Consider the following 14,689-nt stretch of genomic DNA (forward strand, 5'->3'; position numbering starts at 1 on the left):
ACATGCCTGAGCTTTCAGGCGTCTACCAAGGTCCAGTAGCCGAAGGAGTCATCCGACGGTTCAGCGGCTGAGGCCCAACGGTGGCAATCTCTTGCTGCCAGCATGACCGGAACGATTGAACTTCTGGTCGAGCGAAAGGATGGCATGGGCGTTGCGCCCGCCATCGAGCCCGGTGGCACGACTTCGCGTCGGGTCGCCGGGCTTTCTCATTTGGGCATCGCTTGGCGTTTGGGGCACACTCTCCCCTCGATGAATGCTGCTTTGCTGAAACAAAACAAATGGGTGCGGCGCGGGGTCCTGGCATTGCTGATCCTGCTTTCCGTCTGGTTGATTGCCTGGCTCGCGGTGCCGCCGATCGTCAAGGCACAGGTGCAAAAGATCGCCAGCGAGAAGCTGGGCCGGCAGGTCACGGTGGGCAAGATCGACTTCAAGCCCTGGACGCTCGAAGTCGCGGTGCACGACCTGCGCATCGCCACCGCCGACGGCAGCCAGCCGCAGGTGGCGGTGAAGCGGATCTACGCCGATGCCGAACTGCAGTCGATCCTGCGCCTGGCGCCGGTGATCGACGCGATCAGGATCGAGGCGCCCTCGATCCAGCTGTCGCACCTGGCCGATGGCCGCTACGACATCGACGACATCCTGGCCAGGCTCACGCCCGCACCGGAGCCGCCCGATGCTCCCAAGAAAGCGCCGCCGCGCTTCGCCATCTACAACATCGCGATCACCGACGGTGCCGTCGATTTCACCGATGCAACGGTCAAGCGCAGGCATGAGCTGCGCGATTTCGCCCTCAGCGTGCCTTTTCTCAGCAACCTGGCCTCCCAGCGCGAGATCAAGACCGAACCGAAGCTGGCTTTCGTCCTGAACGGCAGCAAGTTCGATTCGGCGGCGCAGTCGACGCCCTTTGCCGACAACCGCAAGACCGACGCGCACATCAACTTCCAGGGGCTGGATCTGGTGCCCTACCTGGGCTACATCCCGGGCGGCCTGCCGGTGGCGCTGCAGGCGGGCAAGCTCGATGCCGACCTCAGGATCGATTTCGAGCAAGCCGCCACCACAGGACTCAAGATCACCGGCAGCATCGCCGCGAACGGCATCAAGCTGGCCGATTCGAAGGGGCGCGACCTGCTGGGCTTCGATTCGCTGAAGATCGCGCTGGCCGACGTCCGGCCACTGGAGCGGGCGGTCCACCTGGGCGAAGTGGCACTGGCCGGGCCGGACCTCGTCGTGGCGCGCGACGCGGCCGGACGGCTCAACCTGCTGGCGACCGACCCTGCGACCGGGGCGAGCGAGAAGGTGGCGGCGGTCCCGGTCTCGGCGCCGGCGGACGACGGCGCGGCCAAGGTGCCCGAGCCGCTGGCCTGGCGGGTCCAGGTCGACAAGGTGGCGCTGAGCGATGGCCGGATCGGCTGGCGCGACCAGACCACCCAGCCCGCCGCCGCCATCGACGTGAAGCAACTGGCGGTCGAGGTCCACGCCGTGGCCTGGCCGATGGAGAAACCGGCCACCTTCAGCGGCTCGAGCTCGATCGGCGGCGCTGCGCTCAAGTTCAACGGCGAGGCCACAGACCGGCAGGCCAAGGTCAGCACCGAGGTGGATGCGCTGCCGCTGTCGCTGGCCGCGCCCTACCTGGCCCAGAGCCTCGAACCCACGCTGGACGGCAAGCTGAGCGGCAAGATCGACGTCGAGTGGAGCGGCCCCGATCTCAGGTTCAAGGCCCGCAGCGTGGTGGCCGAGGGACTGGCGCTGACCCAGGAGAAGACCGCGCTGGCGAGCGTCGGCCGCTTCGAACTGGCCGATGCCGAAGTCGACATGACGAAGCACACGCTGGCGATCGCCTCGTTCACCGCTTCGAACCCGAAGGTGCGCATCGAGCGCGACGACCAGAAGCGCTGGATGTTCGAGCGCTGGCTGAAGGCGCCTGCGGGCAACAGCCAGGGCGTGGCCGAGAATGCGAAGGTCGCAGCGCCCAGGAGTCCGAAGGCGGGTGGGGGAGCGGTGCCGCCGGGCGCCAACACGACGCCGTGGGCGCTGGCCATCGGCACGCTGGCGGTCGACAACGGCACGCTGTCCTATGCCGACAATGCCGGCTCCACGCCGGTGGCCTTCGAGATCAGCGCGCTCAAGCTCAACGCCCAGAAGGTCACGCCGAACACCGCCACGGTGTCGCCGCTCAAGCTGTCCGGGCGCATCGCCGCCGGTCGCGCGGAGCCTGGCCGCTTCGAGTACGACGGCAACCTGGTGCTCAAGCCGATCGCGGCCGAAGGCCGGCTGGTGCTGGCTTCGATGCCGGCCCATGCCTTCAAGGCCTACTACGCGGATGCACTCAATATAGACATCCGCCGCGCCTTCGCGAGCTATCGGGGCACGGTCAAGGTCGCGACCCTGCCCGCGGGCATGAGCGTGCGCCTGGCCGGTGACACGGCCATCGACGATTTCCGTGCCAACAGCGTGGTGCTGACGCAGGCGCCGGGCCTCTCGACCAACCGGCAGCTGCTGAGCTGGAAGACCCTGGGCCTGCGCGGCCTGGAGGTGAACATGGTCCCGGGCACGCCGCTCACGGTCGATGTGCGCGAGACCTCGCTGAGCGACTTCTTCGCCCGCGTCATCATCGATCCGACCGGCAAGCTCAATCTGCTGTACCTGGTCAAGAAGCCCGGTCAGCCGGTGGAGGCGGAAGCGGCAGCTGCCGAAGTCGAAACCAAGCGCACCCTGTCGGGCACCACCACGACCACCAGCCGCCCACGCTCGGCGCGCTCCTCCGCTCGGGTGCCGCCAGCGGCGGCGCCGCCGGCGGAGCTGATGGTCGGCGGCGGTGCCGCAGCCCCGGCCCCGGCGCCGGTGGCGGCCGCGGCGCCGGCCGAGGCCGACAGCGGCCCGGCACCGGTCATCACCTTCGGCCCCATGAGCCTCGTCAACGGCCGGATCGACTTCTCCGACCTGTTCATCAAGCCCAACTACTCGGCCGACCTGACCGAGTTGACCGGCAAGCTGAGCGCCTTTTCGTCCAGGCCCCAGGGCGACAAGCCGGTCCTGGCCGACCTCGAACTGCGCGGCAAGGCCCAGCAGACCGCTTCGCTCGAGATCACCGGCAAGCTCAACCCGCTGGTCAAGCCGCTCGAACTCGACATCACGGCCCGGATGAAGGAGCTCGACCTGCCGCCGCTGTCGCCCTACACGATCCGATTCGCGGGGCACGGCATCGAGCGCGGCAAGCTCAGCATGGACGTCAACTACAAGATCGCGCCCGACGGCACGCTGACCGCGGCCAACAAGCTGGTGCTGAACCAGCTGCAGTTCGGCGAACCGGTCGAAGGCGCGCCGGCCAGCCTGCCGGTGCGGCTGGCCGTGGCGCTGCTGGCCGACCGCAACGGCGTGATCGACATCGACCTGCCGCTGCGGGGGTCGATCAACGACCCCGAGTTCAGCGTCGGCCCGCTGATCCTGAAGGCGATCGTCAACCTGATCGCCAAGGCCGCCACCGCGCCCTTCGCCTTGCTGACCGGTGGGTTCGGCGGCGGCGGCGGCGACGCCAGCACGATCGCCTTCGCGCCGGGCAGTTCGGAGCTGTCCCAGGAGGCAAAGGAAAACCTCGACAAGGTGGCCAAGGCGCTGAACGACCGTCCGGCCCTGCAGATGACGGTGATCGGCACCTCGAGCCTCGAGAAGGAGCGCGACGCCTACCAGCGCCAGCGCCTGCGCGCGTTGACGCAGGTCGAGAAGCGCCGCATCGCGGTGCGTGCCGGCAAGGATGCGGCCGAGGTCGGTCCGGTCACCGACGCCGAGTATCCGGAGTTGCTGGCCGCGGTCTACAAGCGCTCGGAGGTCACCAAGCCGCGCAACATGGTCGGCCTGGCCAAGGACCTGCCGACCCAGGAGATGGAAAATCTGCTGCTGGCCAGCATCGCGGTCGACGAGGAGTCGATGCGGCAACTGGCCGTGGAGCGCGGCGCCGCGGCGCGCGACTACCTGCTGGCGCAGAAGCTGCCCAGTGAGCGCCTGTTCCTCGGCGCGGTGCGCACCAAGGCCGAAGGCGCCGACTGGAAACCCGGTGCCGAACTGAAACTGGCGACCCGTTGACCCGGATCGCCGCAAGTCGGTGAAAATGGAGCCCTGCGCCGGCAAATGCCGGCGCCTCGCTTTTCCCCTAAAGATAACGACATTCGCTCAGTGACTTCAACTTCCTCCAAGCCTCACGACCTCCAGTCCCTCGATACCTTGACCGGAGGCGCCTTCACCGCGCCCACCTCGGGCGAGCGCGCCCAGCGCATCCGGGACTGGCTCGCGGCCAACCCGTCGCCCGAGCAGATGCAGGACGTCTTCAAGGAACTGAGCGGGCGCGACAAGGGCGCCGCCCGGCTGCTGCGCGAGAAGCTCGACGAGCTCAAGCGCGCCAAGGGGCAGGAGGCGATCGCCGTCGAATGGGCGCACAAGGCCGAGGCCCTGCTGGCCCAGCCGAAGCTCAACATCGCCGATGCGCTGGCCTGGCAGCGTGATGCCGCCAAGGCCGGTGCGCCGCTCTCGCGCGAGCCGCTTGCAGGCTTCAAGGCCCGGCTGGCCGAGCGCGTGAAGGGGATCGAGGACCTGCAGCATCGCGCGCAGGTGCATCGCGAGGCGGCGGTGCTGCTGGCGCAGCGCTTCGAAGTGCTCTCGACCAAGAGCTGGCGCGATGCCCAGGGGGTCGAGGAGGCGCTGCGCGCCGACGTCGCCCACTGGCAGCAGCAGGCGGCCGAGATCACGGCGGACCCCAACTGGAGCAGTCTGGACGCCCGTTTCGCGCCGCAACTCGACTCCTCCAAGGCGCAGCTGCTGGTGGTTTCCGAAGCCTTCAACGGTGCACTGGCGCTGGCCGTGGCCGCCGCGGCGGACGCCGCCGCGGCGCTGCCGCCGGTGCCCGTGTGGGCCGACGAACTGCGCGTGGCCCGTGGCGGCACGGCCGAAGCCGCGCCCGCCGCAGCGGCCAGGCCGGCGGCTCCCAAGGTCGATCCGGAGAAGCGTGCAGCGGCGCAGGATGCGGTGCAAGCCGCGCTCGCCAAGCTCGAGCAGGAAACCGCCGAGGGGCATGGCAAGGCCAGCGCCGGCGCGGCGGCCGCGCTGCGCGCGGTGCTCAAGGAACACGGCAAGCTGGTCGAGGCGCCGCTCGAGGCCCGGGTCCATGCGGCCCTGGTGGCGGCGGGCGAGCTCGAGGGCTGGCAGCGCTGGAGCGCCGACAAGGTGCGCGAAGACCTGGTCGCCAAGGCCGAGGGCCTGCTGAAGCGGCCCGAAGGCCAGGCGCTCGGGGGACGCAAGATGCAGGAGACCCTGCGCGCCCTGCGCGAGCAATGGAAGCAATCCGACCAGGGCGGCGTACCCAACCATGCGCTCTGGAAGCGTTTCGATGAAGCCTGCAACGAAGCCCACAAGGTCGTCGAGGCCTGGCTCGAGAAGGTCCGCGCCGATGCCGCAGAGCACCGCGCGCTGCGCACCGCGTTGATCGAGGAAGTCAAGGCCTGGGCGGCGGAGCATGCCCAGGCGTCGGATCTGAAGGCGCACAACCGCGCGCTGCATCAGTTCGCCGATCGCTGGCGCGATGCAGGCCACGTGGGAGAAAAGGTCTTTGCCGAGCTGCAGGCGCAGTGGAACGAGGCCTTCGGCGCCGCCCGCGCGCCTTTCGAAACGGCGCAAAAAGCCAGCGTCGAGCGCCGCCAGGCCATGATCGCCGAGGCGGCCGAACTCGGCGCGGCGCCGATGCTGCGCATCGATGCGGTCAAGGCGCTGCAGCAGCGCTGGCAGCAGGAGGCGCAATCGGTGCCGCTGGATCGCCGCCACGAGCAAAAGCTCTGGGATGCCTTCCGGGCCCCGATCGACGAGGCCTTCAATCGCAAGACCGCCGAGCGCGAAAAAGTCTCGGCCGCGATGAGCGATCACGATCGTCACGTGCTGAATGCCTCCAAGGCGCTCGAGGCCGCCAACAGCACGGGTGATGCGCAGAAGATCCGCGCCGCGGTGGCCCAGCTGGAAGCCGCGCTGCGCGGAGAAGCGCCACCGCCGGCGCCCAAGGCAACAGCGCCGGCAGCGGCCGCCGATGGACCCGCCATGGGAGCGACCGAAGTGGTGGCCCCGGGCCAGGCTGCGGCCGAGTTCGGCGAGAGCGCCGAGCAGGCGCCCGCACCCGAGGACGCCGAGGCGCTGCCTGTCGCCGCGTCCGCGGACGCAGCTTCGCCCGCGCCCGACCTCGTCGCGCCGGCCGATGGGGCCGATCCTTCCGCCCGCTCCGACGCCGAAGCGGTGCCGGCCAGCCCGGCGCCCGCGCCGAAGCCGGCCCCGAAGCCGGTGATCGCCGTGCGCGGCGACGACCGGCCCGGCAACAAGAAGGCCGATGCCGTGCCCGCCGGGCGCGGCGGCAAGTTCGGCGACCGACGCGATGGCCGCGGGCCTGGCGGCCCGGGTGGCCGTCCCGGTGACCGGGGTGCGCCGGCCGGCGGCGGACGCTTCGGCGACCGCCCGCCGCGCTTCGAGGATCGCGGCCCCCGCTTGGGCGATGCTGCTTTCCGGGCCCAGCGCGAAGCGCTCGAGCGCGCCGATTTCGCGCTGCGCAAGCTGGCTTCGCAAGCCCATGGCGAAGCGCTCACGCAGGTGCTCGGCGCCTGGGAAAAGCGCGACGCCGCGCAGCTGCCCAGCGTCCAGGAACTGGGCCGCGCGGTGACGCCGGCGGTGCGCAGCGGCTGGTCGCAGGCCCTGGGCACCGCGCCCTCGGCCCCGTCGGCCGACGCGGCCGAGGCGCTGTTGCGGCTCGAAATGGCGGCGGAAGTGCCGACGCCGGCCGAGCAGCTGGACGCCCGTCGCGCCTTGCAGCTCAAGCTCCTGACCCGGCGCGGCGACCCGACACCCGAACAGACCTGGGGCCAGGACGCCGGCAAGGTGCTGGCCGCCAGCCACGATGCGGTCTCGGCACGCCGGCTTCAGAACGCACTCAAGGCGCTGCTGCGCAAGTGACGGCGGCGCGGTTGCCCCGGGCGGGGCGACCGCTGCTCAGCGGCTCTGAGGCGCGGTGAAGAACGCGTCGAACATCTGCACCAGCGCGCCGAACTCGGCCTGCAGCGCCGCGCGGTTCACGAAGTAGGCCTCGCACGCCACGGCGAAGAACTCGGCCGGCGACTGGGCCCCGTAGGGGTCCAGCCAGGGCTCCTCGCCGCCGAAACGCTCGGCCAGGATGGCTTTCTCGCGCAGGGCCTCATAGGCCGGCTGCAGCACCGTGAACCAGGCGCTGCGTGCCTCTCGCGCGCTGCGCGTGCCCAGGAAGCCCGGCGGCAGTGGCGGACAGCCATCGGCCGCGCCGCTTCGCATGTCGATCTTGTGGGCGAACTCGTGGATCACGACGTTGTAGCCATCGGCCCGCGTGACGCTGCTGGCCAACACGTCCTGCCAGCTCAGCATCACCGGCCCGCGGTCCATGGCCTCGCCGGCGACGATCTCGTCGTACTGGTGCACCACCCCGGTGGCGTCGGTCACCGTGCGGTGCGCCACCACCTCCGAGGGATGGATCACGATGCCGACGAAATCGTCGTACCAGCGCAGCCCGCTCTTCAGGTGCAGCACCGGCAGCACGGCCTGGGCGGCGACCGCCAGCGCCACCTCGTCGGTGATGGCGAAGCCGTGCGCGCCATGGAACTGCTTGTCCCGAAGAAAGGCCGCGGCCAGTCCGCGCAACCGCTCCAGGTCGGCCGCCGGCCGTTCGGCCAGGAACGGGTAGCGTGCCAGCGTGGCTTGCCAGGCGGCGTCGGGCAGGCGGGCGGGGGCGCGCAGCCGGCGCAGCCAGCCGAACATCAGCGCAGATCGACGCGCTGGGCGCCGGCGCTCGACAGGCACAGCAACTGGGCGCGCGGCGGATGCGCCGCCGCGTCCCAGTCGCTCAGCACGATGCGGCGCAAGCCTTGTCCGAGGTCGTGGATCGCCGGCCTGTGGGTGTGGCCATGCACCAGGGTGCTGGCGCCGGCCTGCCGCAGCCAGGCGCGTGCGGCATCGGCATCGACATCGGCCCACACCATGTCGGCGCTGCGCTTGCGGTCTTCGCTCTGGGCCCGCACCGAACGCGCGAGCGTGCGGCGCTCCTCGAGCGGGCGGGCCAGAAGCGCCTGCTGCCACTCGGGCGTACGCACCTGGTCCCGGAAACGCAGGTACTCGGTGTCCTCGAGGCACAGCGCGTCGCCATGGCTCAGCAGCCAGCGTTCGCCGTGCAGCACCAGCACCGTCGGATCGGCGACCAGCGTCATGCCGCAGCGCGCCGCGAAGTCGGCACCGATCAGGAAGTCGCGATTGCCGTGCATGAAAAAGACCGGCCGCCGCGCGGATGCCGCCCGCAGCACCTCGGCGCATTGCGCTTCGAAACCGGGCAGGGCGGCGGCGTCGTCCCCGACCCAGACCTCGAACAGGTCGCCGAGAATGAACACGGCGTCGGCCGGCGTGGTGTCGAGGTAGCCCTGCCAGGCGTCGACGGTGGCGGGCTCCGCCGCCTGCAGGTGCAGGTCGGAGATGAGGTCGACCGTGCGCCAGGCCGAGGGCGCGACGATCTCGGCGAAAGGCGCCATGCGGGCTGCCAGGGTCATTCCGCAACCTCCGTGCTTCGCACTGCGGTCTTCGCGTCGGGAGCGGCCCAGCGGCTCAGGCCTTGACGACGGCCTTCTCGATCACGACGTCCTCGAGCGGCACGTCGTCGTGGAAACCCTTGCGGCCGGTCTTGGCGGCCTTGATCGCATCCACCACTTCCTTGCCGCCGACGACCTTGCCGAACACCGCATAGCCCCAGCCCTGAGCCGAAGGGGCCGTGTGGTTCAGGAAGCCGTTGTCGGCCACGTTGATGAAGAACTGCGCGGTGGCCGAGTGGGGCGCGTTGGTGCGCGCCATGGCGACCGTGTAGTTGTCGTTCTTGAGGCCGTTGTTGGCCTCGTTCTGGATCTCGGCGCCGCACGGCTTCTGGGTCATGCCGGGCTCGAAGCCGCCGCCCTGGACCATGAAGCCCGGGATCACACGGTGGAACACCGTGTTGTCGTAGTGACCCTTGGTGACGTAGGCGAGGAAGTTCTCGACCGTCTTGGGGGCCTTGTCCTGATCGAGTTCGAGCGTGATGACGCCCTTGTCCTTGATGTGCAGTTCGACTTGCGGGTTGCTCATGGGAGTTCCTTTGTTTACTTCGCCAGGGTGGCGGATTGGATGGTGATGGTTTCGACCGGCACGTCCGGCATGCCGGCCTTGATGCCCGTGCGTGCGGCGCGGATCTTGTCGACCACGTCGGCGCCCGAGACCACCTTGCCGAACACCGCGTAGCCGTGGCCATCGGGGTTCGGTGCGTCGAGCATGGTGTTGTCCTTCACGTTGATGAAGAACTGCGCGGTGGCGGAGTTCGGGTCCGACGTGCGCGCCATGGCGATCGTGTACTTGTCGTTCTTCAGACCGTTCTTGGCCTCGAGCGGGATCGGCGCGCGGGTCGGCTTCTGCTTCAGGTCGGGTGTGAAGCCGCCGCCCTGGATCATGAAGCCGTCGATGACGCGGTGGAACACCGTGCCGTCGTACTGCTTGTCCTTGACGTACTGGAGGAAGTTCTCGACCGTCTTGGGCGCCTTGTCGGGCGCCAGTTCGATCACGATGTCGCCGGCCGAAGTGGCGAGCTTGACGCGCGGGGCGCCTTGCGCCCAGCTGGTGGCGGCGCTTCCGGCGACAGCGAGCATTGCGGCCAGGGCCAGCGCCCGGCGGCGCGAAAGGGCTTGAAGAATCACGGTTGGATCGCTTTCGGATGGATGCGCCTCGGCGCGGTCTGGAAAGGGGAAGTCAGTTGCGCACCGGCTTGCGGGCGGCCGGGATCGCCGGCGGCAGGGCCGCGGAGACTGGCACGCCGAACATCTGGCGCACCAGCGCGAGCTTGGGCGGCACCGTGGCGTTGCCGGCCTCCAGCTTCAGCGCGCGGTCATAGGACTGGGCCGCCAGCCGTGCGTAGACGTCGCCGAGGTTCTCGTGCGCGGTCGCGTAGTCGGGGTTGAGCTTGATCGCCATCTCGAGCGCGGCCCGCGCCTTGTCGAACTGGCTCTGGGCTGCATAGAGCGCGGCCAGATTGTTGTAGGGCTCGGGCAGTTCCGGGAAATCCTGCGTCAGCGCCGTGAAGGCCGCGACCGCGTCGGCCTGCTTGCCCTGCTCGGTCAGGATCACGCCGCGCAGGAAGCGCATCTGCGGGTCGCGCGGCTTGCCGGCGATGTAGGCGTCCGCCTTGGCCAGCGCCTGGTCGGCCTTGCCCTGGCGCAGCAGGGTGTTGACGTCGGCGTAGTCGTCCGCGTGGGCGGCGCYGACCAGCAGCGCGAGCAGGAGTGCGGCGAGGATCCGGAAGGTGCGGGGCATGAAAGAGGAGGGGTAGAAAGCGGCGTGCTGCATGAAGCCTCGAGAGTAGGAGGGGACGCGGGCCTCGTAAACACGCGGAAAACATCCGGCGGTGGCCGTTTATACTGGGCGTGATTGTAGCCGAGGGGCCATCTCCAGCCGTTCGTCGCCACACCCCCCGTCACCCCTGAAAAACCCCCATCGTTCGCCCGTTCCAGCACGTGCGCGAATCGACGTTTCCGAGCCTCATGAGTCTTCGCATCTACAACACGCTCTCGCGTGAACTGGAGAAATTTTCCCCTCTGCAACCCGGCAGGGTGCGCATGTACGTGTGCGGCATGACGGTCTACGACTACTGCCACCTGGGCCATGCGCGTTCGATGATCGCCTTCGACGTGGTGCAGCGCTGGCTCAAGACCTCGGGCCTGGTAGTGGACTACGTGCGCAACATCACCGACATCGACGACAAGATCATCCGCCGCGCGGTCGAGAACGGCGAGAGCATCCGGGCACTCACCGATCGCATGATCGACGCCTTGCACGAAGACGCCGACGCACTCGGCATCGAACGGCCTACACACGAGCCGCGCGCCACGGAGTTCATTCCGCAGATGCTGTCGATGATCTCCACGCTCGAGCAAAAGGGCCTGGCCTACCGCTCGTCCAACGGCGACGTGAACTTCGCCGTGCGCAAGTTCCCCGGTTACGGCAAGCTCAGCGGCAAGACGCTCGACGAGCTGCATGCCGGCGAGCGCGTGGCCGTGCTCGACGGCAAGGACGACCCGCTCGATCCGGTGCTCTGGAAGAGCGCCAAGCCGGCCGAGCCCGACGAGGTCAAGTGGGCCAGCGACTTCGGCGCCGGCCGTCCCGGCTGGCACATCGAGTGCTCGGCCATGGCCTGCCAACTGCTCGGCGAGACCCTCGACATCCATGGCGGCGGCGCCGACCTGCAGTTTCCGCACCACGAGAACGAGATCGCGCAGAGCGAAGGCGCGAATGGCAAGCCGCTGGCCCGCACCTGGATGCACAACGGCTTCATCAACATCGACGACGAGAAGATGTCCAAGAGCCTGGGCAATTTCTTCCTGATCCGCGACGTGCTGAAGAAATTCGACGCCGAAACCGTGCGCTTCTTCGTCGTCCGGGCGCACTACCGCAGCCCGCTCAACTACAGCGACGTGCATCTGGGCGACGCGCGCAATTCGCTGCGGCGGCTGTACAACGCGCTCGCCCTGGTGCCGCCGGCCCCGGTGGCGATCGACTGGGGCAACCCCTATGCGGCGCGCTTCAAGGCGGCGATGGACGAAGACTTCGGCACCCCCGAAGCCGTGGCCGTGCTGTTCGATCTGGCGGGTGAGGTCAATCGCACGCAGTCGCGCGAGACGGCCGGCCTGCTGAAGGCGCTGGCCGGTTGCCTGAACCTGCTGCAAGCCGATCCGCAGGCCTTCCTGCAGGCCGGCAGCACGCTCGACGAGGCCACCATCCAGGCCCTGATCCAGCAGCGCGCCGATGCCAAGGCAGCGAAGAACTTCGCCGAGGCCGACCGCATCCGCGGCGAGCTGCTGGCCCAGGGCATCGTGCTGAAGGACTCGGCGAGCGGCACCACCTGGACCTCGGCGCAGTGAGCGCCGCCACCCGCACCATGGCCGCCAAAGAGCCGATCGTCCAGGTCTTCACGCCCGATTACTGGGAGGACGCCTGCAAGCACCTGGCCCGGAAGGACCGCGTCATGAAGCGGCTGATCCCGCGCTTCGGCGACGTCCGCCTGGAGTCGCGCGGCGACCCATTCACGACCCTCGCACGCAGTATCGTCGGCCAGCAGATTTCGGTGCCGGCGGCGCAGACGGTCTGGCGCCGCTTCGTGGAGCTGCCGCGCAAGCTGACGCCGGCCAGCGTGCTGAAGCTCAAGGTCGACGACATGCGCGGCGCCGGCCTCTCGGTGCGCAAGGTCGAATACCTGGTCGACCTGGCGATCCATTTCGACTCGGGCGCGGTGCACGTCGACGCCTGGGAAAACATGTCCGACGAGATGATCATCGCGGAACTGATCGCGATCCGCGGGATCTCTCGATGGACCGCCGAGATGTTCCTGATCTTCCACCTGATGCGGCCCAACGTGCTGCCGCTGGACGATCCGGGCCTGATCACCGGCATCAGCCAGAACTATTTTTCGGGCGATCCGGTCAGCCGCAGCGACGCCCGCGAGGTGGCGGTCGCCTGGGCGCCGTATTGCAGCGTGGCGACTTGGTATATTTGGCGATCGCTCGACCCGCAACCGGTCGTTACTGAATAACAGGAGAAGACGTTGGCGAAACGAACCTTTCTCGACTTCGAGCAGCCCGTGGCCGAGCTCGAAAGCAAGATCGAAGAACTGCGTTATGTACAGACCGAATCCGCGGTCGACATCTCTGAAGAAATCGATCAGCTGGGCAAGAAAAGCCTGCAGCTCACCAAGGACATCTACAGCGACCTGACGCCCTGGCAGATCACCAAGATCGCCCGCCATCCCGAGCGCCCCTACACGCTCGACTACGTGAACGAGATCTTCACCGACTTCGTCGAGCTGCATGGCGACCGCCACTTCTCGGACGACCTGTCGATCGTCGGCGGCCTGGCGCGCTTCAACGGCACGCCCTGCATGGTGCTGGGCCACCAGAAGGGCCGCGACACCAAGGAGCGCACCGCGCGCAACTTCGGCATGAGCAAGCCCGAGGGCTACCGCAAGGCGCTCAGGCTCATGAAGACGGCCGAGAAGTTCAAGCTGCCGGTCTTCACCTTCGTCGACACACCGGGCGCCTATCCGGGCATCGACGCCGAGGAGCGCGGCCAGTCGGAGGCCATCGGCCGCAACATCTTCGAGATGGCGCAGCTCGAGGTGCCGATCATCGTCACCATCATCGGCGAGGGCGGCTCCGGCGGCGCGCTGGCGATCTCGGTCGGCGACCAGCTGGTGATGCTGCAGTACTCGATCTATTCGGTGATCAGCCCCGAAGGCTGCGCCTCGATCCTCTGGAAGACCAGCGATCGCGCCCAGGAAGCCGCGGATGCCCTGGGCATCACGGCGCACCGCCTCAAGGCGCTGGGCCTGGTCGACAAGATCGTCAACGAACCGGTCGGCGGCGCGCATCGCGACCACCGCCAGATGGCGGCCTTCCTCAAGCGCGCGCTCAACGACTCGTTCCGCCAGGTCAGCGACCTGTCGACCAAGGACCTGCTGAACCGCCGCTACGAGCGGCTGCAGAGCTACGGCCGTTTCGCCGACACCAAGGCCGACAGCGGCAAGTAGGGCGCCGCGGCCGCTGGCCGCCGTTTCGCCCGTCGCCATGGAAAACCCCGCCGTCCACGCACTCGCGGCCTGGCCGGCGCCGCTGCCTTTGGCGGTCGCCTACAGCGGCGGCGCCGATTCCACCGCCTTGCTGCATGCCGCCGCCGCGCGCTGGCCGGGGCAGGTGCATGCGCTGCACGTGCATCACGGGCTGCAGCAGGCGGCCGATCGCTTCGAGAGCCATTGCGCGACCACTTGCGCGGCCCTGGGCGTGCCCTTGCACGCGGCCCGCGTCGATGCCCGCCACGCGAGCGGCGAGAGCCCGGAGGATGCCGCGCGCCGCGCTCGCTACGCCACGCTGGCGGCGCTGGCGCTGGCGCAGGGGCTGCGGCACGTGGCGCTGGCCCAGCACGCCGATGACCAGGTCGAGACGATGCTGATCGCGCTCGGCCGCGGCGCCGGGCTCGACGGGCTGGCCGGCATGCCGCGCCGCATGGAGCGGCACGGCGTGAGCTTTCACCGGCCGCTGTTGGAACTCCGGGCCGATGCGCTGCGCGAATGGCTCGCCGCCGCCGGCGTGAGCCACATCGAAGACCCCAGCAACAGCGATCTGCGCTTCACGCGCAACCGGATCCGCCAGTTGCTGCTGCCGGCCCTGCAGGCGGCGCTGCCGCAGTACCGCGACACCTTTGCGCGCTCGGCACGCAATGCCGCCAGGGCCTCCGTCCTGCTCGCGGGGCTGGCCGAGCAGGATCTGGCCGAGGCCGGTTCGCCGCCGGCGCTGGCCGTGTTGCGGGCGCTGCCGCAGGAGCGTCTGGCCAATGCGCTGCGCCACTGGCTGCGGCGCGACCATGGCGCGGTGCCCAGTGAAGCGCAGCTCTTGCAGCTGCAGGCGCAGATCGCCGCCTGCAGCACGCGGGGGCACCGGATCCGCCTCAAGATCGCGGCCGGGCGGGTCGAGCGGGAAGGCGGCGTGCTGCGTTGGTACAATGCTTCGCCCTTGTCGTAGCCCGCAGCCTTGGCGCTGAGTTCGGCTCGGCGGGCGCACGGATTCCGGCATTGCGGCGTCCGAACCCTTCT

General features: G+C 69.1%; 11 protein-coding genes. 6 read left to right on the forward strand and 5 right to left on the reverse strand.

Features of this window, described 5'->3' with window-relative positions; genetic code table 11:
- The first annotated feature begins 249 nt into the window (after window positions 1-249).
- Both AC1D2O_RS07965 and AC1D2O_RS07970 read left to right on the forward strand, forming a co-directional pair.
- Entirely contained in the window at window positions 250-4,080 is a 3,831-nt protein-coding gene (locus AC1D2O_RS07965; protein WP_478156668.1) for a DUF748 domain-containing protein, read from the forward strand.
- 90 nt (window positions 4,081-4,170) lie between these two features.
- The gene (locus tag AC1D2O_RS07970) at window positions 4,171-6,975 is read left to right on the forward strand and encodes a DUF349 domain-containing protein (protein WP_478156670.1); all 2,805 of its coding nucleotides are present in this window, start codon (window positions 4,171-4,173) and stop codon (window positions 6,973-6,975) included.
- A 36-nt stretch (window positions 6,976-7,011) separates the two neighbouring features.
- Here AC1D2O_RS07970 and AC1D2O_RS07975 read toward each other — a convergent pair whose 3' ends face one another.
- The 5 genes from AC1D2O_RS07975 to AC1D2O_RS07995 form a co-directional block, all read right to left on the reverse strand.
- The gene (locus AC1D2O_RS07975; protein WP_478089433.1) at window positions 7,012-7,806 is read right to left on the reverse strand and encodes a M90 family metallopeptidase; all 795 of its coding nucleotides are present in this window, start codon (window positions 7,804-7,806) and stop codon (window positions 7,012-7,014) included.
- Complete coding sequence (locus tag AC1D2O_RS07980) at window positions 7,806-8,585, reverse strand: UDP-2,3-diacylglucosamine diphosphatase (protein WP_478089432.1); 780 nt, start codon at window positions 8,583-8,585, stop codon at window positions 7,806-7,808. Before AC1D2O_RS07980 ends, AC1D2O_RS07975 begins: the two co-directional genes overlap by 1 nt.
- Before the next feature lie 55 nt (window positions 8,586-8,640).
- On the reverse strand, window positions 8,641-9,150 hold the full coding sequence (locus AC1D2O_RS07985) for a peptidylprolyl isomerase (protein ID WP_478089431.1): 510 nt from the start codon (window positions 9,148-9,150) through the stop codon (window positions 8,641-8,643).
- A gap of 14 nt (window positions 9,151-9,164) precedes the next feature.
- Entirely contained in the window at window positions 9,165-9,704 is a 540-nt protein-coding gene (locus AC1D2O_RS07990; RefSeq protein ID WP_478089437.1) for a peptidylprolyl isomerase, read from the reverse strand.
- A gap of 100 nt (window positions 9,705-9,804) precedes the next feature.
- A complete protein-coding gene (locus AC1D2O_RS07995) occupies window positions 9,805-10,398 on the reverse strand; it encodes a tetratricopeptide repeat protein (RefSeq protein WP_478156672.1) in 594 nt (197 codons plus the stop codon).
- Window positions 10,399-10,592: 194 nt separating this feature from the next.
- Between AC1D2O_RS07995 and cysS the strand changes: the two genes are divergently transcribed.
- The 4 genes from cysS to tilS are packed head-to-tail and all read left to right on the forward strand — an operon-like array spanning window position 10,593 to window position 14,618.
- Window positions 10,593-11,969 carry a cysteine--tRNA ligase gene (cysS, locus tag AC1D2O_RS08000; protein WP_478089429.1) on the forward strand — a complete coding sequence of 459 codons (1,377 nt, stop codon included), beginning with the start codon at window positions 10,593-10,595 and terminating at the stop codon, window positions 11,967-11,969.
- 17 nt (window positions 11,970-11,986) lie between these two features.
- Window positions 11,987-12,637 (forward strand): DNA-3-methyladenine glycosylase family protein, encoded by a 651-nt coding sequence (locus AC1D2O_RS08005; protein WP_478156704.1) that lies wholly within the window; start codon window positions 11,987-11,989, stop codon window positions 12,635-12,637.
- Window positions 12,638-12,649: 12 nt separating this feature from the next.
- Complete coding sequence (locus AC1D2O_RS08010; protein WP_478089428.1) at window positions 12,650-13,630, forward strand: acetyl-CoA carboxylase carboxyltransferase subunit alpha; 981 nt, start codon at window positions 12,650-12,652, stop codon at window positions 13,628-13,630.
- Window positions 13,631-13,667: 37 nt separating this feature from the next.
- Window positions 13,668-14,618: a tRNA lysidine(34) synthetase TilS gene (gene tilS, locus AC1D2O_RS08015; RefSeq protein WP_478089427.1), complete on the forward strand. Its 951-nt coding sequence runs from the start codon at window positions 13,668-13,670 to the stop codon at window positions 14,616-14,618.
- Window positions 14,619-14,689 lie beyond the last annotated feature (71 nt).

This window comes from Variovorax sp. P1_G12, from assembly GCF_056405555.1.

Bases quoted from the DNA above. Each gene is read 5' to 3' on its own strand.
- AC1D2O_RS07965 (WP_478156668.1), top strand. From the start codon at position 250: ATGAATGCTGCTTTGCTGAAACAAAACAAATGGGTGCGGCGCGGGGTC.
- AC1D2O_RS07975 (WP_478089433.1), bottom strand. From the start codon at position 7,806: ATGTTCGGCTGGCTGCGCCGGCTGCGCGCCCCCGCCCGCCTGCCCGAC.
- AC1D2O_RS07980 (WP_478089432.1), bottom strand. From the start codon at position 8,585: ATGACCCTGGCAGCCCGCATGGCGCCTTTCGCCGAGATCGTCGCGCCC.
- AC1D2O_RS07985 (WP_478089431.1), bottom strand. From the start codon at position 9,150: ATGAGCAACCCGCAAGTCGAACTGCACATCAAGGACAAGGGCGTCATC.
- AC1D2O_RS07990 (WP_478089437.1), bottom strand. From the start codon at position 9,704: ATGCTCGCTGTCGCCGGAAGCGCCGCCACCAGCTGGGCGCAAGGCGCC.
- cysS (WP_478089429.1), top strand. From the start codon at position 10,593: ATGAGTCTTCGCATCTACAACACGCTCTCGCGTGAACTGGAGAAATTT.
- AC1D2O_RS08005 (WP_478156704.1), top strand. From the start codon at position 11,987: ATGGCCGCCAAAGAGCCGATCGTCCAGGTCTTCACGCCCGATTACTGG.
- tilS (WP_478089427.1), top strand. From the start codon at position 13,668: ATGGAAAACCCCGCCGTCCACGCACTCGCGGCCTGGCCGGCGCCGCTG.